General features: G+C 69.7%; 20 protein-coding genes, 1 tRNA gene and 1 pseudogene. 7 read left to right on the forward strand and 15 right to left on the reverse strand.

The genetic code is table 11. The features are described from left to right. Window positions 1-34: 34 nt before the first annotated feature. Both TMO_RS15655 and TMO_RS32595 read right to left on the reverse strand, forming a co-directional pair. A complete protein-coding gene (locus tag TMO_RS15655; protein WP_014746621.1) occupies window positions 35-2,797 on the reverse strand; it encodes a CHAT domain-containing tetratricopeptide repeat protein in 2,763 nt (920 codons plus the stop codon). 99 nt (window positions 2,798-2,896) lie between these two features. After that, window positions 2,897-4,243 carry an adenylate/guanylate cyclase domain-containing protein gene (locus tag TMO_RS32595; RefSeq protein ID WP_145978153.1) on the reverse strand — a complete coding sequence of 449 codons (1,347 nt, stop codon included), beginning with the start codon at window positions 4,241-4,243 and terminating at the stop codon, window positions 2,897-2,899. A gap of 142 nt (window positions 4,244-4,385) precedes the next feature. Between TMO_RS32595 and TMO_RS15665 the strand changes: the two genes are divergently transcribed. Next, window positions 4,386-5,078 (forward strand): glutathione S-transferase family protein, encoded by a 693-nt coding sequence (locus TMO_RS15665; protein ID WP_014746623.1) that lies wholly within the window; start codon window positions 4,386-4,388, stop codon window positions 5,076-5,078. A 5-nt stretch (window positions 5,079-5,083) separates the two neighbouring features. Further along, a complete protein-coding gene (locus TMO_RS15670) occupies window positions 5,084-5,986 on the forward strand; it encodes an MBL fold metallo-hydrolase (protein WP_014746624.1) in 903 nt (300 codons plus the stop codon). Window positions 5,987-5,990: 4 nt separating this feature from the next. On the opposite strand, the gene pqqE is transcribed toward TMO_RS15670, so the two are convergent. From pqqE to TMO_RS15700, 7 genes are all read right to left on the reverse strand, one after another. Next, window positions 5,991-7,055, reverse strand: coding sequence for a pyrroloquinoline quinone biosynthesis protein PqqE (gene pqqE, locus TMO_RS15675; protein ID WP_014746625.1), 1,065 nt, complete (start codon window positions 7,053-7,055; stop codon window positions 5,991-5,993). Then, window positions 7,052-7,342: a pyrroloquinoline quinone biosynthesis peptide chaperone PqqD gene (gene pqqD, locus TMO_RS15680; RefSeq protein WP_014746626.1), complete on the reverse strand. Its 291-nt coding sequence runs from the start codon at window positions 7,340-7,342 to the stop codon at window positions 7,052-7,054. Before pqqD ends, pqqE begins: the two co-directional genes overlap by 4 nt. Continuing rightward, the gene (pqqC, locus tag TMO_RS15685) at window positions 7,339-8,082 is read right to left on the reverse strand and encodes a pyrroloquinoline-quinone synthase PqqC (RefSeq protein ID WP_041606642.1); all 744 of its coding nucleotides are present in this window, start codon (window positions 8,080-8,082) and stop codon (window positions 7,339-7,341) included. The genes pqqD and pqqC overlap by 4 nt, the downstream gene beginning before the upstream one ends. A 17-nt stretch (window positions 8,083-8,099) precedes the next feature. Then, window positions 8,100-9,011: a pyrroloquinoline quinone biosynthesis protein PqqB gene (gene pqqB, locus TMO_RS15690; RefSeq protein ID WP_041605021.1), complete on the reverse strand. Its 912-nt coding sequence runs from the start codon at window positions 9,009-9,011 to the stop codon at window positions 8,100-8,102. 6 nt (window positions 9,012-9,017) lie between these two features. Next, window positions 9,018-9,143: a pyrroloquinoline quinone precursor peptide PqqA gene (gene pqqA, locus TMO_RS30505; protein WP_014746629.1), complete on the reverse strand. Its 126-nt coding sequence runs from the start codon at window positions 9,141-9,143 to the stop codon at window positions 9,018-9,020. A gap of 126 nt (window positions 9,144-9,269) precedes the next feature. After that, the gene (rlmN, locus tag TMO_RS15695; RefSeq protein WP_014746630.1) at window positions 9,270-10,535 is read right to left on the reverse strand and encodes a 23S rRNA (adenine(2503)-C(2))-methyltransferase RlmN; all 1,266 of its coding nucleotides are present in this window, start codon (window positions 10,533-10,535) and stop codon (window positions 9,270-9,272) included. A gap of 66 nt (window positions 10,536-10,601) precedes the next feature. Further along, on the reverse strand, window positions 10,602-11,156 hold the full coding sequence (locus TMO_RS15700) for an invasion associated locus B family protein (RefSeq protein ID WP_014746631.1): 555 nt from the start codon (window positions 11,154-11,156) through the stop codon (window positions 10,602-10,604). 274 nt (window positions 11,157-11,430) lie between these two features. Here TMO_RS15700 and TMO_RS15705 point away from each other — a divergent pair, with 274 nt between their 5' ends. Beyond that, on the forward strand, window positions 11,431-12,150 hold the full coding sequence (locus TMO_RS15705) for a Bax inhibitor-1/YccA family protein (RefSeq protein ID WP_014746632.1): 720 nt from the start codon (window positions 11,431-11,433) through the stop codon (window positions 12,148-12,150). Between the two features lie 523 nt (window positions 12,151-12,673). Beyond that, window positions 12,674-13,192: pseudogene (locus tag TMO_RS32930) on the forward strand (adenylate/guanylate cyclase domain-containing protein); the annotation flags it as partial. A 56-nt stretch (window positions 13,193-13,248) separates the two neighbouring features. On the opposite strand, the gene TMO_RS32285 reads toward TMO_RS32930, so the two are convergent. After that, window positions 13,249-13,896: an SOS response-associated peptidase family protein gene (locus tag TMO_RS32285; protein WP_081598949.1), complete on the reverse strand. Its 648-nt coding sequence runs from the start codon at window positions 13,894-13,896 to the stop codon at window positions 13,249-13,251. 126 nt (window positions 13,897-14,022) lie between these two features. On the opposite strand from TMO_RS32285, the gene TMO_RS29550 reads away from it, so the two are divergent. The 3 genes from TMO_RS29550 to TMO_RS15720 all read left to right on the forward strand — a co-directional run bounded on the left by TMO_RS29550 (window position 14,023) and on the right by TMO_RS15720 (window position 17,302). Continuing rightward, window positions 14,023-15,051, forward strand: coding sequence for a lysylphosphatidylglycerol synthase transmembrane domain-containing protein (locus tag TMO_RS29550; RefSeq protein ID WP_014746634.1), 1,029 nt, complete (start codon window positions 14,023-14,025; stop codon window positions 15,049-15,051). Between the two features lie 107 nt (window positions 15,052-15,158). Continuing rightward, a complete protein-coding gene (gene purH / locus TMO_RS15715) occupies window positions 15,159-16,742 on the forward strand; it encodes a bifunctional phosphoribosylaminoimidazolecarboxamide formyltransferase/IMP cyclohydrolase (protein ID WP_014746635.1) in 1,584 nt (527 codons plus the stop codon). 89 nt (window positions 16,743-16,831) lie between these two features. Beyond that, window positions 16,832-17,302 carry a hypothetical protein gene (locus tag TMO_RS15720; RefSeq protein ID WP_014746636.1) on the forward strand — a complete coding sequence of 157 codons (471 nt, stop codon included), beginning with the start codon at window positions 16,832-16,834 and terminating at the stop codon, window positions 17,300-17,302. A 5-nt stretch (window positions 17,303-17,307) separates the two neighbouring features. Here TMO_RS15720 and TMO_RS15725 read toward each other — a convergent pair whose 3' ends face one another. The 5 genes from TMO_RS15725 to TMO_RS15745 all read right to left on the reverse strand — a co-directional run bounded on the left by TMO_RS15725 (window position 17,308) and on the right by TMO_RS15745 (window position 24,484). After that, window positions 17,308-17,790: an RES family NAD+ phosphorylase gene (locus TMO_RS15725; RefSeq protein ID WP_014746637.1), complete on the reverse strand. Its 483-nt coding sequence runs from the start codon at window positions 17,788-17,790 to the stop codon at window positions 17,308-17,310. Continuing rightward, on the reverse strand, window positions 17,787-18,215 hold the full coding sequence (locus tag TMO_RS15730) for an antitoxin Xre/MbcA/ParS toxin-binding domain-containing protein (protein ID WP_014746638.1): 429 nt from the start codon (window positions 18,213-18,215) through the stop codon (window positions 17,787-17,789). The genes TMO_RS15725 and TMO_RS15730 overlap by 4 nt, the downstream gene beginning before the upstream one ends. A gap of 72 nt (window positions 18,216-18,287) precedes the next feature. Continuing rightward, window positions 18,288-23,129 carry an NAD-glutamate dehydrogenase gene (locus TMO_RS15735; protein ID WP_014746639.1) on the reverse strand — a complete coding sequence of 1,614 codons (4,842 nt, stop codon included), beginning with the start codon at window positions 23,127-23,129 and terminating at the stop codon, window positions 18,288-18,290. 208 nt (window positions 23,130-23,337) lie between these two features. Beyond that, window positions 23,338-24,105, reverse strand: coding sequence for a DMT family transporter (locus tag TMO_RS15740; RefSeq protein WP_322111255.1), 768 nt, complete (start codon window positions 24,103-24,105; stop codon window positions 23,338-23,340). A gap of 304 nt (window positions 24,106-24,409) precedes the next feature. After that, window positions 24,410-24,484, reverse strand: a tRNA-Gly gene (locus TMO_RS15745). Between the last annotated feature and the right edge of the window lie 17 nt (window positions 24,485-24,501).

Genomic DNA, 24,501 nt, shown 5'->3' on the forward strand with positions numbered 1-24,501 from the left:
GCCCCGTGTTTCTGGCGGACGGATATGCTCCCGGTCAGTTCGCGATCAACGTGAACGCAGCCCAGGTCTCCTCGGGCACGCCGGCGAGACGCCCCTCCAGCACATCGAGTTTGGTTGCCCTGAAGGCGGTCTCGTAGCTTTCGCCCGCCGCAAGATGGTCGTAGAACCGGGCCATGAACCGGGCGGCGCCGCGATCGGAGACAGGCCAGCGGGCAAGCAGGCTGCGTCGGACACCAGCGGTCGCCAGCGCCGAGGGGAGGCCTGCCAGACCTTCGGCATAGCTGCGGTCGCCCTCCGCCGTGTCGCAGGCCGACAGGACCACCAGATCGATGCCGTCCAGCGGCCAGGTCGCAAGTTCTGCGGCCGTCAGCCGACCATCATCTCCGTCGCCCGCCGCAAGCAGGACCCCGGCACGGTCGAGCGGATCATCCGCTCCCGGGTGCAAGGGTTCGAAGAAGCCATGCGTCGCGAAATGCAGGACCCGTTGCCCGGCGGCCGCCCGACGGACAGCGCCGGCACGGGCATCCTGTCCGCGCAGCACGACGGGCGGTATGCCCCCGGCCCGGGCGGTGGCGGCGATGCCGTCGATTTCGGCCGCGGTGAAGGGCAGCGGCGATGCCGTCCCGCCGTAATCCACATCGCCCACCAGAAGCACACCGTTGCGATCGGTATCCTGAGGCATGTCATGGTCCCCGCCGGCCAGCGCCCGGCCGCTGCGGGCGATGCGAAGATCCAGGCCGGCGATCAAAGGCCACCCCGCCTGATCGACCAGCACGTCGAACGGCACCAGGGTGAGCAGCCCGTCCGGCACCACCGTCAGGCGGTCGACCCCATCGAGTTCGGACATCACCGGCCGGATCAGCTGGTCATAGAGCCGGCGGCGGGTGTCCTCTTCTGCGGCCGCACCAGAATCCGCCATCAGCTCCGACACCGCCGCCACCGGCCCAAGGTCGAAAAGCCGGATCTCTCCCCCGGCCCGGCCGAGCATGACCAGGATGCGCTCCTCCACCCGGTCCGGTGCCATGCGCATCGGCACGGTCATATAGTCGAGCACGGCATCGCCCGGCCGGAAGGCCGAGAGGATCTCCCCATAATCGAGCGCCTGTTGCGCCTGTAGGCGGCGCAGACCCGAGACCCGGTCGGCGAGGGCGGCCTCGGCCAGATCGAGCCGGCGTTCGATGGCCTGACGGTCGGCACCGGGGCGCAGGCTCTGTGCCGTCAGATTCCGGATCTCGGCCACGAGTGCCCGATCCGCCGCCGGGAGTTCCGCAGCCGCCCGGTCGAGAAGGGCGCGCTCCAACGAGCCCGGAGCCTTCCAGTTCAGCATCACCCGGGCGACCAGTGCGATTGCCCGGGGGTCCGAACGTCCGGCGGCATATCCGTAGGACAGGATGTCGCCCAGAGTTTCGCGGGTGGTCGCGGCGACCTGCTCAATCACCGCCTGATCCGAGGTCGAGGCATATTCGCGCCGCGCCCAGAGCCGCAACCTTTCCTCCAGCCGGCTATAAGCCGGGGTAGCCTCGGCGGTCTTCAGCGCACGTTCCGCCCGCGCGACATTGGTCGCCATCGAAATTGCCACCGGATGCAGCGGGCCGAAATGCCGCTCGGCCAGGTCGAGCGACAGCCGGTGCAGGCGCAGCTCGGCCGCAGGCTCGCCCCGGCGTTCGGCGATGCCGGCCAGACGGTTGGCCAGATACACCGCATCGGCATCGACCGTCCCGGCGGTCAGCTGCGCTTCAAGCGCCGCGAGATCGCCCGGGTCCCCGGACGGCGCCGCCCCGGTCAGGACCGCGATCATGTCGCGCTCCCGGGCAATGCGACGCGTCTCGGGATGATCCGGGCCGCGTGTGCGTGCCAGCGTCTCGACGACCTGATCATACAGCCCCGCCGCCTCTTCCGCCCGGTCGAGCCCGATGAGATCCAGGGCGAGATTGCGGGCACTGATCAGCGTTGCACCATGGGCAGGCCCAAGATTCGCGCGCCGCCAGTCGAGGGCCGCCCGGTCGAGCGGCTCGGCCTCGTCATGGCGGCCGAGATCGCGCAGCACCGCCGCCAGATTGTTGGCCTGACGCATGGTCTCGTCCGAGGGGCCGAGCGCCTGGCCGGCGCGTGTCCAGGCCTCGCGCAGATGCGGCAGGGCGGCGGCAGGCCGCCCGGCCATGCCGTAGGTCTGGCCCAGGGCGCCGATCGCCACAATCGTGTCTTCGGCGTCCGGGCCTTCCAGACGTTCGAACATCTCGGCCGCGATGCGCCCCTCGGCAATCGCCGCGTCGTAATCGCGCCGGTCGCGATGCAGGGCGGCCAGGTTGAAATGGGTGATCGCAAGGGGCACGCTCTCGCCGGCGCCGGCCATCACCGCCACCAGCCGGTCGAAAACCGGCACGGCGCTGTCGGGATGACCGGTGTTCTGAAGTGCGATCGCCGTGTTGTTCAGGATCGGCGGCAGACGCTCGGGGTCCACCTCGGCCAGCCGGTCGAAGGCGGCATCGCGCAGCGCCCGCGCCTCCGTGGTCTCTCCGGCCTGTTCCAGCATGATGGAGAGTGTCAGCCGCGCCGCAAGCGTCGCCGTCGCATCCGCCCCCAGCACCCCGGTCCTGAGCGCCACCAGCTCGCGCGACAGCTCGACCGCCTCGGCCCGGCGCCCTCGTGCATCGGCAGTGCCGATCGCCTCTTCCAGCGCCGCGTCACGCCGGCCCGGATCCTCCGCCGCACCCGTCGGCCATGACAGGAACAGCAGCCCGTTGATCACGAGAGCACCCGCCAGGCGACGTGACAGCGGAACGAGACGACGGATCATCTGACAGGCACTTCCGGAAGCTCAGGACAGGTCATTCAAGCCCGCAGCGCCGCATCCGGAACAGCGACCTTTCCGTGACCCGTCGGCGATCCGCCCCCACTATGGGGTCACTTCGATCGCCACCAGTGTGACCGCGCCGTCGAGCCCGTCGACCGGCGCAGCCCCAAGTCGCCGGAGGCCGACGCCCGGCCCCACCCGCCAGCCAGTCGCTTCCGCGGCATCGACCACCGCCGCCTCGGCCAGGGCCGCGACACCGGCCTTGCGGGTGTGCTTCTCGATCTTGGCCGCCAGGTTGACCGGGGCGCCGATCACGGTCAGTTCCAGCCGGCTTTCATCGCCGACCGCACCGAAGACCACCCGGCCTCCGGCAATGCCGATGCCGATCGCCACCGCATCCAGCCCACCCAGCCGGCGGGCCTCGTTCCAGCGGGCCACCGCATCCAGCACCGCGGTGGCCGCCGCCATCGCCCGGGCGCCATGGGCCGGATCGGGCGCGACGGCGCCGAAGGTCGCCATGATGCCGTCGCCCAGGAATTTGTCGATGGCACCGCCCTCGGCCTGGATCACCGGCACCAGCCGGGCCTGGTATTCTGCCAGCAGGCTCATCAGCGCATCCGGCGCCAGCCGCTCGCTCATCCGGGTAAAGCCGCGGATATCGATCATCATGATCGTCGCCTCGCGCTCGGCCCCCGAACCCGGGGTCATCGCCAGCCCGGTCTCGGCGATGCGCCGGGCGACGTCGGGCGCGAAGAACCGGGCGAGCGAGGCCCGGGCCGCACCCTCTTCTTCGGCACGCACCAGCAGGGCCCGCGCCCGGGCGAGGCCCGCCGCCAGCACCACCGTCACCACCAGGATGACCACGATCTTGTCGATCTCGGCGCCGATCAGAACCAGCGGCCCGCTCATATAGGCGACATAGTCGCGGGTGATCACCCCCATGCCGCCCCCCTCCCAGAGGGCGTAGAACAGCAGCGCCAGCCAGCCGCCTGCCGCGGCCATCCCCGCCAGCAGCACATAGCGCGGCTCGAAGCGCAGGCAGCGCAGGGCGATGAAGATGAACACATAGATGAAGGTCGGCGCCTTCAGATAGAAGGCGGCCGGCTGGTGGTACTGGATGTGGAAGCTCCAGATCAGCCCGATCAGCAGCGCCATGTCGGCCACCACCGACAGGGCCAGATACCAGCCCGGCAGCGGCCCCAGATAGGCGAGCTTCAGCCGGATGACGGTGAAGACGGTATAGATGCCCAGCGCCCAGGGCACCGGCATGAACATGAGGTCCGAGCCCCCGGCCTTGGGGCTGACCAGATAAAGCGTGCCGAAGAGCAGGATGATGCCGACCTGCGCCCAGCCGACCAGACGTTCGGCCCCGGCCTCGGCCTCGGCGATCGCCATCTGCAACCGCGCCGGCATGTTGCCCGGCGGCCGGCGTACCCATCCGAACCTCATCCCTCGCCCCCCGCGCAGCCTTGTCGCGCTCCGAGCTTAGGGCGAGCCGGTTTCGGGGCCAAGGGTGAGACCGTCCCCGTCGACAGCGACCACGTTTCGGCCGCATCATGTGGCGCCGCCCCGATCAGGAGATACCGCCCCCATGTATCGTCTGCACATCGCCAACAAGCACTATTCATCCTGGTCGCTCCGCCCCTGGGTGCTGATGCGGACGCTGAACATCCCCTTCGAAGAGGTGCTCACCCCCTTCGACGGCGCGATGAACTGGCACCGCTTCCGGGCCTTCTCTCCCACCGGCACCGTTCCCTGCCTGGAAGCCGGCGACATCGTGGTCTGGGAATCGCTCGCCATCGTCGAATTCCTGGCCGAACGTCATGCCGGCGTCTGGCCGGCCGATCCGGCCGCCCGTGCCTGGGCGCGCGCCGCCGCAGCTGAAATGCATGCCGGCTTCTCCACCCTGCGCAACCGCTGCCCCATGGCGGTGGGGGTGCGGGTCAGGCTTCGTGACCATCCCCCGGCGCTCGCCCGCGACCTGGCCCGGCTGGCGGAACTCTGGGCCGAGGGTCTCCGCCGCTTCGGCGGTCCCTTCCTCGCCGGCAACCGGTTCACCGCCGTCGATGCCTTCTTCGCCCCGGTGGCCTTCCGCATCCAAAGCTATGGCCTGGTTCCGGGCGGTGTGGCCGACGTCTACGCCCGTCACCTGCTCGCCCAGCCGGCCATGGCCGACTGGTATGCCGCAGGCCTGGCCGAACCCTGGCGCGATGCCGCACACGAGGCCGATATCGCCGCGACCGGCACCGTGCTCACCGACCTCCGCGCGCCCCTGAAAGGTTGAGCCGGATGGCCGTCGAGATCCCCTATGTCCGCGAGATGAGCTTCGACTACGGCCGCCTGGAAGAGGTGGCGCCGGGCCTGCGCCGGATCGTCGCCCGCAATCCCTCGGCCTTCACCTATTACGGCACCGGCACCTATGTGGTCGGCCGGGGCCGGGTGGCGGTTATCGATCCGGGGCCGCGCATCGCCGCCCATGTCGATGCCCTGCTCGATGGGCTGGGGGACGAGACGGTCAGCCATATCCTGGTGACCCACACCCATACCGACCACTCCCCTGCCGCCGCCCTGCTGAAGGCCGCGACCGGCGCCCGAAGCTGGGGATTCGGCCCCCATGGCGCCGGGCGCGACGACGGTGGAGCGCGGGTCGAAGAAGGCGGCGACCTGGATTTCGATCCCGACCATCGCCTGGCCGACGGCGACATCGTGCAGGGCGACGGCTGGACGATCGAGGCGGTGCACACCCCCGGTCATACCTCCAACCACCTCTGCTTCGCCTGGAAAGAGGCCGGGATCCTGTTTTCGGGCGACCATGTCATGGGCTGGTCGACCAGCGTGATTGCCCCGCCCGACGGCGAGATGGGCAGCTATCTGCACAGCCTGACCAGGCTGCTCGACCGGCCCGAAACGGTCTACTGGCCGACCCACGGTCCGGCGATCACCGATGCCCATGCCCATGTCCGGGCCTTCATCGCCCACCGCGCCGAACGCGAGACCCAGATCCTGGACCGGCTGGCGCCAGGCCCTGCCGGCATCATGGGGATGGTGCGGGAGATCTATGCCGCGGTCGACCCCCGGCTGCATCCGGCGGCCGCCCGTTCGGTGCTGGCCCATCTGCTGCATATGCATGACCGCGGTCTGGTGACCGCGGAGGGCGCGCCGGGGCTGGAAGCGATCTGGCGGCGGGTCTGAGGGGTCACCGCCCCCGATAGACGTAGCTCTCCACCGGCCGTGGCGGCGGCGCCACCCGGTGGTGATGCGGCGAGCGGTGGCAGACCGGATCGGTGGCGGCGGCATCGCCGGTCAGCGCCAGGGCCTGGCACCGGCAGCCGCCGAAATCGACCGAACGACGGTCGCAGGATCGGCAGGGTTCCGGCATCCAGGCCGTGCCGCGGAAGCGCCGGAAGGCGGGAGACTCCGCCCAGATCCGGTCGAGCGCATGGTCGCGCACCGACCAGAATGTCAGCCCCGGAATGGTTTCGGCGGCGTGGCAGGGCAGCGCCCGGCCCGACGGCGTCAGATTGATCACCCGCCGCCCCCAGCCGCCCATACAGGGCTTGGGCGTATCGGCGAACTGGTCGGGAACGACATGGTCGACGGCGATGCCGGCCCCGGGCGCCAGCCGCTCCACCAGCCGGACGGCGTCCAGCGCCGCCTGCCGGTCGGGCAAAAGCGCCGCCCGGTTCACCGCTGCCCAGCCGTGATATTGGGCATGGGCGATCTCCACCCGCCCGGCCCCCATCTCGCGGGCCAGCGCGATCATCTCCGCCAGCCGGGGCAGGTTGGCCCGGTGGACCACAAGATTGACGGTCAGCGGCAGGCCGGCCGCCACCACATCGGCCGCGACCCGCCGCTTGGTCCGGGCCGCGCCCTGCCGGCCGGCGATCCGGTCGGCCGACGGATCGTCGGCATCCTGGATCGAGAGCTGAACATGGTCGAGCCCGGCCGCCGCCAGCGCGTCGATCCGCGCGGCGGCCAGCCCCAGCCCCGAGGTGATGAGATTGGTGTAGAGCCCGGCGCGGGCGGCATGGGCCACCAGATCGACCAGATCGGGCCGCGCCGCCGGCTCGCCGCCCGAAAGATGCAGCTGCAGGACGCCCAGGGCTGCCGCCTGATCGAAGACCCGGCACCAGGTGGCGGTGTCGAGTTCATCGGAACGGTGTTCGAGCATCAAAGGATTGGAGCAATAGGGACAGGCGAGCGGGCAGCGGTGGGTCAGCTCGGCAAGCAGGCCCAGAGGAGGCTGAAGGTCTTCGATCATGCCAGCACCACCAGCCGGCGCCGGGCCAGATCGGCGATCAGCCGCCGGATGTCGGCCTCCACCAGGGCCCGATCGGCACCAAAGCGGGTGGCCAGATCCGCGGCCATGGCCGCGATGGTCACCTCGCCGGTGCAGGCCTTCAGCACCGCCAGCGCCGTAGGATTGGCCTCGATCACACTTTCGGGCGCCAGAAGAACGACCCGGTCGCGCACCGGATCGTGCCGCAGCCGCACCCCCCGGGCCAGAAGCGGACGGGCCTCGGGAGCGGGCAGATCCGCGCCGCTCATGTCCAGACGCCCTCGTCATCAGGCGTCCAGGCACCGGGAGGCAATTGCCCCGTGACATAGCCGTGCCAGAGCGCATCGAGCTGCGCCCAGAGCACGCCGGTCTTGAAGATCAATGCCTCGACCACCGCCCGCTGGGTTTCCACGGTGGTGGCATGGCGGCGGACATGGTCGAGGGCGAAGATCACGTCGCGCTCCGCCTGGGGCGGCCGGGCGGTGAAATAGGCGAGCGCCCGGTCGTCGACGAAGTCGTAATGGGCGAGCATGCCGCTCACCCGTTCGCCGATCACCCTGGGCGAAAAGAGCTCGGTCAACGACGAGGCAATCGCATCGAGCAGCGGCCGGGTGGCGCAGAACTGCACATAGGCCTCGACTGCAAAATGCGTCGCCGGCAGGGCGGCCCGCCCTGAGACCACCAATGCCCGGTTCAGCCCCAGCGCATCGGTGAGATGCAGCCAGCGGGCGATACCGCCCTCGCCCTCCGCCTCGCCGTCATGATCGATGATCCGCTGCCGCCAGGCCCGGCGCAGCGCCGGATCCTCCATCCGGGCCAGGATGGTGGCGTCCTTGCGCGGGATCGCCGCCTGATAAAGATACCGGTTCAGCGCCCAGGCCTGGACCTCGGCGCGCGTGCAGCCGCCGCCATGCAGGCGGCGATGGAAGGGATGGCGGTCGTGATATCGCCGCCGCCCCACCTCGCGCAGCACCGCCTCCAGCCCGTCAGGCGTCAGCGGGGCATCGATCCGGGGTAGCGGGTCGTTCACAGCACGATCTCCATTCCGTCATGGGCGACCTCCCAGCCCGCCGCCTCGACCAGGCGGCGTTCGGGCCCGCCCTCGATCAGGATCGGGTTGGTGTTGTTGATGTGGACATAGACCCGTCGGCCGGCGCGGATATCGGCAAGGCCGGCCAGCGAGCCCCGGGGCCCGTCGATCGCCAGATGCCCCATGCGCCCGGCCGTCTTCGGCGACAGGCCGAGCCGCGGCATCTCGTCGTCGGTGAAGGTCGTGCCGTCGAAGACCAGCACATCCGCCCCCCGCACACGCGCCAGCACCGCGGGCGTGACCGCGGCGCAATTGGGCAGGCACACGGCCCGCCGGCCGCCGGCTTCGAACAGGAAACCCAGCACCCGGCCGTCTTCGATCGTCGTCTCCGCCGGATCGACCGTGCCGCCTTCCATATAGAGCGGGACCTTGCCCGGGGCGGGGAAGGCCGTCATCGTCAGCCCGCCCGCCAGATCGACCGGCCGGTTGAGGGGCAGCGGCTGCCGCGCCACGATATCCTCGGCCAGCACGTCGAAGATCCGGTTGGCGGCCAGGATGTCCAGCGTGGCCTGGGCCGCATGCAGACGGAAGGGCTGTCGCTCGCGCAGGCTCAGCAGACCGGCCGTATGGTCGACATCGCCATTGGCGAGCACCACCTCGGCAATCGGGCTGTGCCGGGCCCCCTCTGCCGGATGAAGGGCCGGCGTCGCCAGGATCTGGGTCCGAAGATCGGGTGAGGCGTTGAGCAGCACCCAGGACCGGCCGTCATCGCCCGAGAGCGCCAGGCTCGACTGCGTGCGCGGCTGCACCCGCCGGTCACCCGCCCAGGCGAGCGCACAGACCGGGCAGCGGCAGTTCCATTGCGGGAAGCCGCCACCCGCCGCGGCACCGAGCACGAGGATCCGCACCCGCCGTCAGCCTTCTGCGCCGGTGGTCTCCGCGTCGGTCGCGTCTTCCGGGGTGATGAAATCGGCCGGCATGTAGCCGTTGATCTCCATGCCGATCCGGGTCTCGACGATCTGGGGTGTGGTCCAGTTCATGATGCAGGATCTCCGCGATGAGGTGGGTGGCCCACCCGACTCCATATGGAGCCGCCATGCGCCGTCGACACCCCCAACCTGCGGAAAGCCGGGCGGGTTCCCAGAAGCCGTTCCCGGAAGCCGCCCTCAATGCAGGGCGAGCGCCGCCGCCATTGCCTCGCGCTCGGCCGCGTCCATCACCTCGGGCTCGGGGGCCGCCACGGTCTCGCGACTCTTGCGGGCGCGCTCGCTGGCCGATTTCAGCTGGCCGCAGGCGGCCAGAATGTCGCGGCCACGGGGCGTGCGCACCGGCGAGGAATAGCCCTGATCGTTCAGATAGGTCGCGAAATTGCGGATCTGGGTCCAGGACGAGCATTCGAAGGTGGAGCCCGGCCAGGGGTTGAACGGGATCAGATTGACCTTGGCCGGAATGCCGTCGAGCAGCCGGACCAGTTCGCGGGCATCGGCCAGGCTGTCGTTCACGCCCTTCAGCATGACGTATTCGAAGGTGATCCGCCGGGCATTGCTGGCGGCCGGATAGGTCCGGCAGGCCTCCATCAGCTCGGCGATCGGGTATTTCCGGTTGATCGGCACCAGCACGTCGCGGACATCGTCGGTCACCGCATGCAGCGACACCGCCAGATTGACCCCCAGCTCCTCGCCGCAGCGCTGCATCATCGGCACCACGCCCGAGGTGGAGAGGGTGATCCGGCGCCGCGACAGCGCCACGCCCTCGCCGTCCATCACGATGCGCATCGCCTTGGCGACCGCATCGAAATTGTACAGCGGCTCTCCCATGCCCATCAGGACGATGTTCGAGATCAGCCGGTTGGCATCGGTCGGCGTCGGCCATTCGCCCAGCCGGTCGCGGGCGACCAGCATCTGGGCGGTGATCTCGGCCGCCGACAGGTTGCGCACCCAGGTCTGGGTGCCGGTATGGCAGAACTTGCAGGTCAGGGTGCAGCCCACCTGCGACGAGACGCAAAGCGCGCCGCGGCCGTCATCGGGGATGTGCACCGTTTCCACCTCGCGGCCGTCGGCGAAACGCAGCAGCCACTTGGCCGTGCCGTCGCTCGACAGCTGGTCGGTGGTGATCTCGGGCCGGCCGATGACGAAATGCTCGGCCAGCTTCGCCCGGAATGCCTTCGGCACATTGGTCATGTCGTCGAAGTCGCGGGCGCCGCGGAAATACATCCAGTGCCAGAGCTGCTTGGCCCGGAACGGCTTCTCGCCCAGGGCCGCCATCTCGGCTTCCAGTTCCTGGCGGTCCAGCCCGATCAGCGTGCGCCGGCCGTTGCCGGGCACCAGCGTGACCGGGGCGGTGGTCTGCGCGATCTTTTCGGCCGCACCCGGGCGCCGGAGCGCCGCGGTGGCGGTGGTGCCCTCGGGCACCGGCTGGACGACGATGGTCATGGAAAGGTCTGCCAGGGTTGGAGGTGTCGGACAGCGGCAGCCGGGATCAGCTGCCGCAGGCGGGCGTCAGCTGCCGCATTTGGCGATTTCGCTCATGCCGGCGGTAACGCCACTCAGGCTGTAAGTGTCGGTGGTGGAGACGCTGCCCTCGCGGGCGGTGCCCTTCACGACCATGTTGGCGCCGGCACGCATGGCATCCAGAAGCTTGCGGTCGGTGTCGGCATCGCGGGCCCAGGCGGTTTCGCCGTCGGTGAACAGCGAGAAGTTGTTGCCGCCGATGGTCACGGCCACCTCGCTGCCGGGCTTGTAGGCGTAGCCTGCGAAGACGCTGACCTCGGTGACCATCCGGCCGCCGCTGTTGCGGCGGTTGACCATCACCCGGGCATCGCCGCGGCCCTTCACCTCGCCCTGGCGCTGCTTGGGCGCGCTCGCGATCCAGCAGGACACGGCCTTGCCCGAGCCGGACTTGAACGCCGTCCAGTCGCCGAAGGTACCAAGCAGGCTGATTTCCTGCGCCTGGGCCGGCGCAACGCCGGTCGCGGGCAGGGCGACAAGACCCACGGCCGCCACGACGGCGGCCATGGCAAGACGGCGGAAGGCGGAAGCGGACGGACGGTTCATCGGATCACCGGAGGTTGGTGGGTCCACCGAAGCGGGGCAGGGGAAAAGGCAGTGCGACGCGGGGGCGGCCCCGATACATCTCGCCGAAGCCGCCGGCCGGACCCGGAAAGACTGGTCCCGACGGGGCCGGATTTCAAGCACGGGTCCGGATGTTGCCACGGATCGGGAGGGCCGCCTCCCTTGATCGGCCGGCCGGGCCCGGCCATATTTGCAGCGGACCCCCGGCCACGGGGGTTATCGCACAGGCCCATAAACGTTTTCAAGGATGCGGCACATGGCCTACGACACCCGCAGGGCATACGACGCGGGGGCGGCGTCGAGGGCGGTGGCCTTCGATGCCGGGCTGCGCACCTATATGCTCGGCATCTACAACTATATGGCCTCGGCGCTGGCGCTGACGGGCATCGTCGCCATTGCGGTGGCAAGCTCGCCGGATGTCTATATGGCGATCATGGGCACCGGCTTCCGCTGGGTCGCCATTCTGGCACCGCTGGGCTTCGTGCTGGCGCTGTCGGCCGGCATCAACCGGTTCAGCAAGACCACGACCCAGATCCTCTACTGGCTCTACGCGGCCTCGGTGGGGCTGTCGCTGTCGACCATCTTCATGGTCTATACCGGCTCCAGCATCGCGCGGACCTTCTTCGTGACCGCAGCGGCCTTCGGCGGCCTCAGCCTCTACGGCTATACCACCAAGCGCTCGCTGTCGGGCCTCGGCTCCTTCCTGATCATGGGGCTGATCGGCATCATCCTCGCCAGCCTGGTGAACCTGTTCATCGGCTCCACCATGCTGCAATTCGTGGTCTCGGTGGCGGGCGTGCTGATCTTCGCCGGCCTCACCGCCTACGACACCCAGCAGCTGAAGCAGATGTATGCGGCGAATATGGATGACGAGACCGCAGGCAAGCTCAAGGTGATGGGCGCGCTCCGGCTCTATCTCGACTTCCTGAACCTGTTCATGCTGCTGCTGCAGTTCATGGGCAGCCAGCGCAACTGACGCTCGGGATCGCTGATCCGTGCTATGATCGGGCCCGCCTCTCCTCGAGGCGGGCTCTTCTTCTGTCTGCCCCCAGCACCGCCGCACCCGGTACCCGATGACCCTCACCCATCGCGAGCGTTTCCGCATCCGGATCTTCCTGGTGATCCTGGCGATCGGCCTAATCGACGGCTTCCTTTACAGCTTCAACTATGGCGCCGATCTGCACACCCAGCTGCGAGGCATCACCACCGGCCTGCTGGTCGTGGTCCCGATCGGCCTCTGGGAGACCTGGCTGTCGACGGCGGCGATCGGCCGGTTCGTGCGACGCCAGCGCGCCGCCGTCACCGTGCTGATCAGCAGCGGGATCTATCTCACCTCGATCCTGTTCGGTCTTCATACCGGTGCGGTGCTGTTCGACGATGCCGACAAGGCCAAAGGCCTTCTGGGCGTCATTTCGGACGAAAGCTTCGCCTTCGCCATCGCGATCTCGCTGCTGATGAACCTGATCTTCCAGATCCGGCGCATTCTGGGCCCGGATGTGATGGTTCAGTTCCTGACCGGGCGCTATCACCACCCGCGCGAAGAGGAGCGCGTGATCCTCTTCCTTGACATCCGCGGGTCCACCGCCATCGCCGAGCAGATCGGGGCGCTGCGCTTCCTCGATTTCCTGAACCGCTTCTATGCCGATCTCTCGGAACCGATCCTGGAAACCGGCGGCCAGATCTATCGCTATGTCGGCGACGAGATCATCGTCACCTGGCCCATGGAGCGCGCCGCGCGCAATGCGGGCTGCTTCCGTCTGCTCCAGCTCGCCGAGGCCGTCATCGCCCAGTATGCGGCCCATTACGAGCGCACCTACGGCACGGTCCCGGCCTGGCGCGCGGCTCTCCATTGCGGCCGGGTCGCCGTGGGCGAACTGGGCGACATCCGCCAGGAAATCGTGCTCATCGGCGATGCGGTGAACGTGACCGCCCGGCTGGTCGATCATGCCCGTGCGACCGGCGAAGCGGCCGTGGCGAGCGCCGACCTGGTCCGGCGCCTGCAGATCCCGTCCCCGACGCCCATGCGCCGCCTGGGCACCATCGATATCCGCGGCCGGCGGGAACCGCTGGAGGTCTACGGGCTGGGGGCGCTGCCGCCGAACAGATCCGGCATGGCAGCCGCAGGGGCCGCCTCCGCGACCGACAGGCCCGGCGCCACGGCCGCATCCAGCAGGCCGAGCGCCGCCGCGGCCGATGTGGCCGGGTCCAGCCAGCCCATCGCCTGACCGGCGTCATCGATCAGCGCCGGCATGCGCGGATGGATATGGGCAATGGCGGGGACGGCGGGCCGGGTGATGACCGTAAAGGCCGGATTGCCGGCGGCATCCCGGCCATAGAGTCCCGCCATCGTCAGCAGGCCGCCATCGCTGCGGCCGATCCTGACCCGGCCGCGGCCGCGGCCCTCGGTCCAGGCCGTGGCCGGCACCAGGCAGCGCCGGCCCAGATGCGGCCGGAAGCTCGGCGCCTCGGCCAGGCGTTCGATCCGGGCATTGAACAGCGGGCTGCCATCCCAGGGCGCCGGCCATCCCCAGGGCACCAGCCCGACCGCCGCTTCGCCCGCGGCATCGATCAGCAGCACCGGTGCCCGGTCGGTCGGCCGGAAGGCCTGCAGGCCCAGGACGGCGTCGAGCGTGCCGGGCAGGCGCGGCAACCGGCCCAGCAGGCGGGAAAGCACCGCGGCCAGATCCCCCGCATTCACCGTCAGTTCATAGCGCGAGCACATGGGTCTCGGTCCCTTCCGCCGGATCTGCCGGTCAGGCTAGGCGGCGCCCCGCATCACCGCAAGCCCGTCCGCCCCTCGACTTGGCAGCCCCTCGACTTGGGCCCGGCCTGCTCCATAATCTTCGGGATGACAGCCGACCTGCTTCCGCCACCGGCGCTCGATACCCAGAGCCCGACCACCGCCGCCCGGCCCTCGCGTCGGCGGCGTTGGGGCGGCTTCGCCGTCAAGCTGGCGGTCACCGTCGCAGCGCTGGTCGTCGCCCTGCCGGATGCCGACGGCCGTGCCGTCGCCAACCGGCTGGCGGCGGCGGAGCCCGGCTGGATCGCGCTTGCGATCGCCATCGTGCTGGTGCAGACCATCGTCTCGGCCCATCGCTGGCGGCGGGCCGCCCGTGCCACCGGCATCCGGCTGCGCACCCGCACGGCGCTTCGGGCGCTGCTGGTCGCCAACGGGCTGGGCCAGGCGCTGCCTGCTTCGATCGGCACCGATGCGGCCAGGCTCGCCCTGATCCGCCGCCCGGACCGGCCGATGACGGCGCTGGTCTCGGGTGTCGTGCTCGACCGGGCCGCGGGGTTGACGGGGCTCGCGATCGCGGCGGCGGCCGCCCTCGCCCTTCTGCCCCGGATCGGCGTTCATGCCGAAGCCGCCCCCGAACTGGGTCTGCTGCCGGTTGCGGCTGCGGTGATCGGCCTCGCCCCGGTGCTGGCGGCGGCCCTGCTTGCCCGGCGCCGGCCCAGCCGGCAGGCAGGTACCTACGCCCCCACCCGCAGGGCCCGACTGGCTGCAGGGGCGGGGCGGATCCTCGACGATCTCGCCCGGCTGGGGCGGCGCCCCCGCCTCGCCTGGCAGCTGCTGGCGCCGACGCTCGTCGTCCACGCCCTCACCGGCCTCGCCTTCTGGGCGGTGGCCCGGGCACTGGGTCTGGATCTCGACCCGCTGGCCGGCATCGCTCTCGGCATCCTGCTCGCCACGGCCGCCACCCTGCCGATCGCCATTGCCGGCTGGGGTGTGCGCGAAGGGGCCGCCGTCGCTCTGCTGCCGCTTGCCGGCCTGTCTGCGGCCGATGCCTTTGCCGTCTCGATCGCCTTCGGGTTGATGCTGCTTGCCGCCGGCATCGCCGGATTGGCGGCCTGGTTGCTTCCGGCGGGCGACTGACCTGCGTGCCGCCCGTCTGGCGCCGCGGGCGATTTCCTGCTATAGCCCCGGCCATTCGCCTGTTGGCGTATCCCAAGCCCTTGATGCATCGAACGGAGGCCCCTCGGATGGCACCCGCCGGCAACCGCATTTCGCGCGCCCTGATCTCGGTGTCCGACAAGACCGGTCTGGTCGATTTCGCCCGTTTCCTGGTGGAAAGCGGCGTCGAGATCGTCTCCACCGGCGGCTCGGCCAAGCTGCTGCGCGAGGCCGGCCTGCCGGTCCTCGACGTCGCCGACATGACCGGCTTCCCCGAGATGCTGGACGGCCGGGTGAAGACCCTGCATCCCAAGGTCCATGGCGGCATTCTGGGCCGCCGCGACCTGGAAAGCCATCGCGAGGCCATGGCCGCGCACGGCATCGGCAATATCGATCTGGTGGTCGTGAACCTCTACCCCTTCGAGGCGACCGTCGCTTCGGGTGCGGGCTGGGATGACGTGATCGAGAACATCGACATCGGCGGCCCGGCCCTGATCCGTGCCGCGGCCAAGAACCATGATTCGGTGACGGTCGTGGTCGATGCCGCCGACTATGCGGCGGTGACGGCCGAGATGCAGGCCAATGGCGGGGCCACCACCCTCCATCTGCGCCGGGCACTTGCCGGCCGCGCCTATCGCCGCACGGCCGCCTACGACACCGCCATCGGCAGCTGGTTCGCGGGGCAGGCCGAAGACACCCTGCCCGAGCGGCTGACGGTCGGCGGCGCCCGTGGCCAGGTGCTGCGCTATGGCGAGAACCCGCATCAGCAGGCCGCCTTCTACGTCACCGGCGAAAAGCGCCCCGGGGTCACGTCCTCTGCCCAGCTTCAGGGCAAGGAGCTGTCCTACAACAACCTGAACGACACGGACGCCGCCTATGAACTCGTCGCCGAGTTCGACCGTCCGGCGGTGGCGATCATCAAGCACGCCAACCCCTGCGGCGTCGCCGAGGGGGCCGACCTCAAGTCCGCCTACGAGGCGGCGCTGGCCTGCGACCCGGTGTCGGCCTTCGGCGGCATCGTCGCGGTCAACCGGCCGCTGGACGAGGCGGTGGCGATCGAGATCGCGAAGATCTTCACCGAAGTGATCATCGCCCCTGAGGTGACCGAGGCCGCCCGCAAGGTGTTCGCGGCCAAGAAGAACCTGCGCGTGCTGGAAGCCGGCGCCCTGCCCGACCCGGCGGCTCCCGGCCTCGCCGTGCGCTCGATCGCCGGCGGCCTGCTGGTCCAGACCCGCGATTCCGGCCGCATCGCCCGCGCCGACCTGAAGGTGGTGACGAAGCGTGCCCCGACCGAACAGGAACTCGACGACCTGCTGATGGCCTTCCGGGTCTGCAAGCACGTGAAGTCGAACGCGATCGTCTATGTGAAGAACGGCGCCACCGTCGGCATCGGTGCCGGCCAGATGAGCCGTGTCGACAGCGCCCGTATCGCCGCCCGCAAATCCGAGGATGCCGCCCAGGCGCTGGGCCGCACCGGCCGGCTGACCGAGGGCTCGGTCGTCGCCTCCGACGCCTTCTTCCCCTTCGCCGACGGCCTGCTGGCGGCGGCCGCCGCGGGTGCCACCGCGGTGATCCAGCCGGGCGGTTCGGTGCGCGACGAAGAGGTGATCAAGGCCGCCGACGAGCACGGGCTGGCCATGGTCTTCACCGGCATGCGACACTTCCGGCACTGACCGGACGGGGCAGACCTGCCCGATCGACGGCCCCGGCCCTTCAAGACCGGGGCCGTTCATCTTCAGGGAACAAGATGGGAAGATCATCCATGCCTGGCCGGCAGATCACCCTCATCGCCCTGCTGGGCATCGGATCGACAGGCGCCCTCGCCGCGACACCGGTCGATCTCGACCTTTATGTCGGCGCCTATCCCTGGGAAGAAGTGACGACGGCCGGCGGCCGCCATCTGCCGCCGCTCCTTACCCTGAAGACGGTGCGGGCGGCGATCCGCGCGGCCGCTCCGGCCGGCACCGATGTCGTCCGCCGGGCGCTCGATCCCGACGGTCCGCGCACACCCGTCTATCGGCTGAAGGACCGGATCCATTCCTGGGGCTGCGAGACCCACAATTGCGGCGCCAACAACTGGGTGGTCATCCTGGCCCCCGACGCCTCGGCGGCCGAGATCTGCCATCAGGATGCCGGTCAGGTGTTCTGGTACGGGAACGGCACCGGCCGCGAGATGCCCGAGGGCTTTGCGTGCCCGGACAAACCCGACGAGCCCGAGGCGGCGGCGAACTGACCGGCTCAGGCGCCGAACAGCCTGTGATCCCAGAAAACCGGATGGTGCAGGCCGGCCGTGATCGTCCGGAACTGTGGATGGGCCGGATTGATCAGGATGTTGTGGTCGAGCCGCGCGACCACACTGGGCACGATCAGCACCGCACTCCGCCGTTCGCGGCTCCAGGCTTCGCCAAAGCGACGGCTGATGACGGGTGGCATGGCATCCCAGCCGGGCCAGGCCTCGGGCGCGAACATCTCGTAGCTGGTGCCGGCGGGAATGGTGATTTCGATGAAATGCTGGTTCGGCGGCAGCCTGCCGCTGCCATGGACCAGCTTTTCAAGCAGGGCTGTGGAATAGTGCTCCGAGGCATAGATCACCGGGCTGCCGCGGGTATTCCATCGCCCGGGAGCGATGGTCGATCCGGTGGCGTCGAAGATCGGCCAGGTTCCATCCGGATCCCCGATCCGCCAGGCACGGAGCGTTCGGTCAAGGATCTGCGCCGTCACGCAGCACTGCCGTATTTGAGCCGCCCCAGAATGTCGATCACCAGTTCGGCGCCGAACTCGCTGCGCAGCACCACATCCACCGGGAGTTCGTCTTCCAGCATCGGATGCGGGCGAAACAGGAAGTCGCGCGCCGCCGCCTCGTCCCGCCAGACATCGACGGCCGCGCTCCACACCTTGGCCAGCCGTGCCACCCGGGTCCCCTGCTCAGGCGACAGCACCCGCGACGCCTTGCGGCGTTCATAGGTCGCCTTCGGCACCAGACGGTATTTGAACCGGGCGTCATCGGGCGCGACCAACCGCACCACGCGCTCGAGTGTGTCGAGGGGCAGCCCCTCCTCGATCCGGGCGATCAGGGCGAAGCCGGAGCCGATGGCGGGCGTCGTCGGCAGCCCCAGAACCTCTGCAACCTCGGTCATGCTGGTCATGGGATGATCCTTCTCATACGAGACTCAAGATGGTCTCGCATGAGAAGGACATCAAGTGCGGCGACGCGCCGATCAGCCGCCGGCCAGTGCCGTCAATCGCCGGGCCGCGACGATCAGCATCGCCAGCGTCACGTCGGGTGCCGACAGCACTTCGTCGACCGCCGCCGCAGCGCGGCCCAGGGCTGCCGCTTCCGCCTCGGCCCAGACATCGACATCGCCCGCCGCATCGCGGGTGAAGATCGACTGGGTGGCCCGACGCTGGACGCCGTAGAGGTCGTCGATGACGCTGCTGACCGCCAGCCGCTCCCAGGGGTCGTCGACCACGATGGTGCGGGCGGCGTGGCGCAGGGCATGCAGGTGAAGCCGGGGGTCGACGGCATAATAGACCGGCGCCACCTTCTCCACCGGCAGGTCCAGGTTCTCGGACAGGGCGGTGAGATCGAAGACCGAGACCAGCGAGCCCAGCTGTGACAGGCAGACCGCCGCCCCCTCTTCAAGCCCGCCCGAGGTCAGCCTTGCGGCATCAGCACCGATGGCCTCGGCCACCTCGGTCGGCAGCACCTGGGGAAGCACGGCCTGAAGGGCCGCCGCCGTCGGCTGGAAGCGGCCGATCACCTCGCCCACCGTGGCCGCCCGGCCGCCCCGCACCAGCAGCCAGCGCATGGCCTGGGTCAGGCGCCGCGATACCCGGTCGAGCGCATCGAGCCGCCGATCGGCCGGCATCGTCGCCTCGGCCGCATCCAGCGCCGACCAGAGCGCCGGCAGGCCCAGGACGTCGCGGGCGACGACATAGGCACGCAGGATCTCGGCCGGTCCCTGGCCGGTCTCGTCGGCCAGTTCGCGGGCAAGACAGGGCCCGCCGCGATTGACCATCTCGTTGACCAGATGGGTCGCCAGGATTTCGGACCGGAGCGGATGGGCCGCGATATGCTCGGGGAAGCGCGCCCGGATCGGCCGCGGGAAATAGGCCGCCAGATCACCGGCCAGCGCCGGATCATCCAGCAGCGGATCTTCCGCCACCTGATGGGTCAGCTCGATCTTGGCATAGGCGAGCAGCACCGCCAGTTCGGGACGGGTCAACCCCAGCCCCTCGCGCGCGCGCCGGGCGAGTTCGGCCTCGTCCGGCAGGCGTTCGAGCGCCCGATCGAGCCGCCCGGCCCGCTCCAGCCCGTGCAGCAGCCGGACATGACGGTCCAGCCGGCGCCCGGCCTCGCGGCTTTCCACCGACAAGGCCTGGTTCTGCAGCTCGTTATTGGCAAGGACCAGGGCCGCCACTTCTTCGGTCATCCCGGCCAGCAGCAGATCCCGCTGCTTGCGGGTCATGTCGCCGGCTTCGAGCACGCGGCCGAGCAGGATCTTGATGTTGACCTCGTGGTCGGAGCAGTCGACGCCGCCGGAATTGTCGATGGCATCGGTGTTGATCCGCCCGCCATTCAGCGCGAACTCGATCCGCGCCGCCTGGGTGAAGCCCAGATTGGCGCCCTCGCCCACCACCCTGGCCCGCAGCTCCGCGGCGGTGATGCGCAGCGCGTCGTTGCTGCGGTCGCCGGCATCGGCGTCACGCTCCTGCGAGGCGCGCACGAAAGTGCCGATGCCGCCGAACCAGAGCAGGTCGACCTCGGCCTTCAGCATCGCCCGGATCAGGGCCGAGGGCGTGATGCGGGTTTCGGCTATGCCGAGCAGGGCCCGGATCTCGGGCGTGGTCTCGACGGTCTTAGCCGCCCGGTCATAGATCCGCCCGCCGGGCGACAGCACCGCCGGGTCGTAATCGGTCCAGCCCGAGCGCTGGGCGGCGAAGAGCCGGGCCCGTTCGGCGAAACTCCGCGCCGGATCGGGGTTGGGGTCCAGGAAAATGTGCAGATGGTTGAAGGCGCCGACCAGCTTCACCGAATCCGAGCGCAGCAGCCCGTTGCCGAAGACGTCGCCGCCCATGTCGCCGACGCCCATAACGGTCACCGGGTCCCGCTGCACGTCGATGCCGGCCTCGCGGAAGTGCCGCCGGACCGAAACCCAGGCACCGCGCGCGGTGATCGCCATCTTCTTGTGGTCATAACCGGCGGATCCGCCCGAGGCGAAAGCGTCGCCCAGCCAGAAGCCGCGTTCCTCGGCAATGCCGTTGGCGATGTCCGAGAAAGTCGCCGTGCCCTTGTCGGCTGCGACGACCAGATACGGATCGTCGCCATCCCGCCGGTGCACGCCCCGCGGCGGCACCGGCTCACCCGCCTTCAGATCGTCGGTGATGTCCAGCATGCCGCCGACGAAGGCGCGATAGCAGCCGACCACCTCGGCCTGCAGTTCGGGCCGGGTCGCGGGCGGGCGCTTGACGATGAAGCCACCCTTGGCGCCGGTCGGCACGATCACCGCATTCTTGACCATCTGCGCCTTCATCAGGCCCAGGATCTCGGTGCGGAAATCCTCCAGCCGGTCGGACCAGCGGATGCCGCCACGGGCGACACGGCCGCCGCGCAGATGCACAGCCTCCACCCGGGGCGAATAGACGAAGATCTCGCGGAACGGCCGGGGCGGCGGCAGGTCGGGCAGGCTCTGCCCGTCCAGCTTGATCGCCAGCACCGGCCGGCGGCCGCCATCTGCCTCGCGCAGATAGGCATTGGTGCGCAGCACTGCCAGCACCACGTCGCGGTACCGGCTGAGAATCCGGTCCTCGTCCACATTGGTAACGGCATCCAGCCCCTGGGCGAAGGCCTCGACCAGCCGGTCAGCCTCCGCCTCGGCCGCGGCGGAGGCCTCCGCCGTCTCGTGGCGGGCAGGATCGAGCCTGGCATGGAAGAGCTGCACGATCAGCCGGGCAAGCTCGCCATGACGGGCAAGCGTCTGCTCAACCGTGTTCTGGGCAAAGGGCAGGCCGATCTGGCGCATATAGCGATAGAGCGCCCGCAGGATCACCACCTCATCGGCGGTGACGCCGGCGCGCAGCACCAAGGCATTGAACCGGTCGTTTTCGACCTCGCCCCGCCAGACGCGGGCGAGCGTGTCTTCCAGCAAGGGCCCCAGCCGCGCCGGATCGACCGCGCCGCCCTGCTGGTCGACCAGGCCGAAATCGTGCAGCCAGGCCCGGATGCCGCCGGCTTCCGCGTCCTCGATCGCATAGGGCTGCTCGTCGATCACCCGGAAGCCCAGATTCTCGATCATCGGCAGCACGTCCGACAGCGCGATCGGCCCGCCGGGCCGGCCGAGCTTCAGGCGCAGCGCCACCGAGGCGCCACCGCCGACGGGGGTATAGAAGGCAATCGAGATCGCCTGCGGATCGCCGGCCAGCGCCTCGAGCCGCAGCAGATCGGCCACCGCCTGTTCGGGGCCGAAACGCTCGGCATACAGCGCCGGCAGGCCGCGGCCGGCGCCGCGCAAGAGGGCCAGGCCCCGCTCTTCGCCCACCGCATCGATCAGCGCCTCGCGCAGTTCGTCGGCCCAGCCGCGCACCATGCGGGCCAGCCGGGCTTCCAGCGCCGCCGCATCGACCTGCGCCGGCTCGGCCTCGGGGTCGACCATCAGCACGAAACGCAGCCGCACCAGCGGCGCCTCGGACAGCTGCACCTCGGCCAGATCGGCGGTTTCCTCGGCGAGCGTGCCATGGGTCGCCGCTTCCAGTTCCGCGAGCACACGCCGCCGCAGCCGGCTGTCGAAGGCGTCGCGCGGCACATAGACCAGCGCGCTCCAGAACCGGCCGAAGACATCGCGGCGCAGGAACAGCCGGAGACGCTGGCGCAGCTGCAGCTTCAGGATGCCGATCGCGGTCTCATAGAGATCGTCGGTGCCGATCTGGAGCAGTTCGTCGCGCGGATAGGTCTCCAGCACGTTGAGCAGCGACTTGGCGTCGTGGCTGCCGGGCGCAAAACCTGCCCGCTCTATGATGCCGCGCACCTTGCGGCGGATCAGCGGAATGGCGCGGGGGTTGCTGTGATAGGCGGCAGAGGTGAACAGGCCCAGGAACAGGCGCTCGCCCTCGACCCGGCCATCGGGGCCGTAGATCTTGACGCCGATATAGTCCATCGGCACCGCGCGATGCACCGTCGCACGGAAACGCGACTTGGTGATCGTCACCGGCTCGTCGCCGAAGCTCTCGTCGCCGTGGAGCGTGAAGCCGGCAAGGCCGCGGGGCCGTTCGCGACCGTCATCGCCGCCGGTCCCTTCCATCACGCCCAGGGTGCGCAGCACCTCCACCCGGCGCTGTCCCTGGCCGTCGGCTTCCGAGAAGCGGCAGTCCTGGAAACCCAGGAAGGTGAAATTGTCGTCGCGGATCCAGCGCAGGAAGGCGGCATGCTCGCTGCGCAGATCCTCAGACAGAACCGCATCGGGCAGGCTCTCGACATCGGCGATGGCGCGGTCGATCTCGTCGCGCATCGCCTGCCAGCCGGTGACGGCCGCCGCCACATCGTCCAGCACCTCGACCAGCCGGCGCCTGACCTGATCCAGCGCCGCCGCGTCGGGGCGTCGGGTGACCTCGATCAGCATGAAGCTCTCAGGTACCGCCCGGCCGCCCGGACCCGCCGCTTCGTCACCGGCACCGCCCAGGCCCAGATAGCGGCCATCGGCATCCCGGCGGACGGTCAGGATCGGATGGATCAGGCCATGCAGGGCCAGCCCCATCTGGTTCAGCGCCGCCACCGTGCTGTCGACCAGGAAGGGCCGGTCGTCGGTGGTGACCATCACCACGCTGTTGCGGCTCTGCCAGCCATGGCGGTCGATGTCGGGATTGAAGACGTCGACCAGGGTCTCGCCCGCCGCCCGCCTGCGGGCGAAGGCCAGATGGCCGAGTGCGGCGCCCGCCAGGCGCCGTGGCCCGCCCGCCGGCAGCTCGTCGAGCCCCGCGGCGTAATAGGCCTTCACGAACTCCATCGCCTCTCGGGCGTCTTCGGGTGCGAAGCGCGCCTCGATCAGCGCTGCGATCGCGTCCATCGGCACGGCTCCGGTGTCTTGGACACCAGCCTGACTTGCCTCCGGCATGTTTCCTCCCCTTCGGGCTCTTGCTGGAACGACGTCCCGTCATGGGACGTCGACGGCCCGGGTAAGGGTGGTATCGAACGCCGTTCGACGCAAGCGCCGACCCGTGACGGATCAGCAGCAAGGCCGTGAATTTTCCACGAGAGTGGACAAGGCGCACCGCTCAGCGCCGGAGCACGAGCAGATTGCCGCACAGGATCACCCCCGCCCCCGCCAGCATGGCCGGTGTGAGCAGCAGCCCTTCGAACCCCCAGGAGAGCGCCAGGGCCACCACCGGTACCAGGGTCATGGCATAGGCGGCCCGCCCGGGGCCGACACGCCGCACCAGATCGAAATAGATCAGGAAGTTGAGGCACGAGGCCGGCAGGGCCAGATAGGCGAGGCTCAGCCCATAGCGCCACGACCAGTCGAAGGCGAAGGGTGCCCCCTGAAGCAAAGCGACCGTCAGGGCGGTGATGCCGCCGATCAGCCCGCCCCAGGCGATGGCCGCCTCGGGTGCCAGCCCTCGCGCCTGATGTCGGGCGCCGATCACCGTGCCGAGCGCCGCCGCAACGGCAGATACCGCTGCCCAGGCCAGCCCTTCCAGCGCCCGCGGCCCCTCGCCCAGCCGGGCGAGATCGGGGGCGAAGACCAGGGCGACGCCACCGATCCCGAGCGCCAGCCCGGCCAGATGACGGCGGGTCAGCGAGGTGCCCAGCAGCGCCCGGCCGATCAACCCGGCGAAGACCGACGAGGTGGAGAGCACCAGCGCCGCCGGGCCGCTGGGGATCAGGCGGACGGCACTGTAGAAGGCGACGAAGGCCAGACCGTAAAAGGCGACGCCCTGCAGCACCGTCCATCGCCAGTCCGTCGCCGTCAGCCTGAGCCGGACGCCGCGGATATGCGCCCAGCCCATCATCAGCAGCCCCGCCGCGACCATGCGCCAGCCCACCGACACCACCGCCGGTACGGGCCCCGCCTGAAAGGCGGTGGCAAGCGCCCCGCCCCCCAGAGCAGGGCGGTGGAGATGAACAGAAGCGCGGTAACGCCCATGAGCCCGGAACCCTTGCGGGAATACGATCCGGAAATTCTATCCCGAAGCGTGCACTGCGTGCCAGAGCTTCCGCGAGACGCGTTCGCCGACAGCCTTCGCGATGATTATCCGGTCACACCCACAGAAGCCGCCAGACACGGGACAAAAGAAAACGGGCTGATCGTCACCGATCAGCCCGTTTCATCTGCGTTTCCGCAATCTCTGGAGCGGGAGAAGGGATTCGAACCCTCGACCCCAACCTTGGCAAGGTTGTGCTCTACCCCTGAGCTACTCCCGCCCGCTCCGTCAGGCAGC

Origin of the sequence: Tistrella mobilis KA081020-065, assembly GCF_000264455.2 — a bacterium.
Lineage (GTDB): Bacteria > Pseudomonadota > Alphaproteobacteria > Tistrellales > Tistrellaceae > Tistrella > Tistrella mobilis.

What these genes read in the sequence shown, in the direction of transcription:
- TMO_RS15655 (WP_014746621.1), bottom strand. Translation starts at nt 2,797, where the DNA reads ATGATCCGTCGTCTCGTTCCGCTGTCACGTCGCCTGGCGGGTGCTCTC.
- TMO_RS32595 (WP_145978153.1), bottom strand. Translation starts at nt 4,243, where the DNA reads ATGAGGTTCGGATGGGTACGCCGGCCGCCGGGCAACATGCCGGCGCGG.
- TMO_RS15665 (WP_014746623.1), top strand. Translation starts at nt 4,386, where the DNA reads ATGTATCGTCTGCACATCGCCAACAAGCACTATTCATCCTGGTCGCTC.
- TMO_RS15670 (WP_014746624.1), top strand. Translation starts at nt 5,084, where the DNA reads ATGGCCGTCGAGATCCCCTATGTCCGCGAGATGAGCTTCGACTACGGC.
- pqqE (WP_014746625.1), bottom strand. Translation starts at nt 7,055, where the DNA reads ATGATCGAAGACCTTCAGCCTCCTCTGGGCCTGCTTGCCGAGCTGACC.
- pqqD (WP_014746626.1), bottom strand. Translation starts at nt 7,342, where the DNA reads ATGAGCGGCGCGGATCTGCCCGCTCCCGAGGCCCGTCCGCTTCTGGCC.
- pqqA (WP_014746629.1), bottom strand. Translation starts at nt 9,143, where the DNA reads ATGAACTGGACCACACCCCAGATCGTCGAGACCCGGATCGGCATGGAG.
- rlmN (WP_014746630.1), bottom strand. Translation starts at nt 10,535, where the DNA reads ATGACCATCGTCGTCCAGCCGGTGCCCGAGGGCACCACCGCCACCGCG.
- TMO_RS15700 (WP_014746631.1), bottom strand. Translation starts at nt 11,156, where the DNA reads ATGAACCGTCCGTCCGCTTCCGCCTTCCGCCGTCTTGCCATGGCCGCC.
- TMO_RS15705 (WP_014746632.1), top strand. Translation starts at nt 11,431, where the DNA reads ATGGCCTACGACACCCGCAGGGCATACGACGCGGGGGCGGCGTCGAGG.
- TMO_RS32285 (WP_081598949.1), bottom strand. Translation starts at nt 13,896, where the DNA reads ATGTGCTCGCGCTATGAACTGACGGTGAATGCGGGGGATCTGGCCGCG.
- TMO_RS29550 (WP_014746634.1), top strand. Translation starts at nt 14,023, where the DNA reads ATGACAGCCGACCTGCTTCCGCCACCGGCGCTCGATACCCAGAGCCCG.
- purH (WP_014746635.1), top strand. Translation starts at nt 15,159, where the DNA reads ATGGCACCCGCCGGCAACCGCATTTCGCGCGCCCTGATCTCGGTGTCC.
- TMO_RS15720 (WP_014746636.1), top strand. Translation starts at nt 16,832, where the DNA reads ATGCCTGGCCGGCAGATCACCCTCATCGCCCTGCTGGGCATCGGATCG.
- TMO_RS15730 (WP_014746638.1), bottom strand. Translation starts at nt 18,215, where the DNA reads ATGACCAGCATGACCGAGGTTGCAGAGGTTCTGGGGCTGCCGACGACG.
- TMO_RS15735 (WP_014746639.1), bottom strand. Translation starts at nt 23,129, where the DNA reads ATGGACGCGATCGCAGCGCTGATCGAGGCGCGCTTCGCACCCGAAGAC.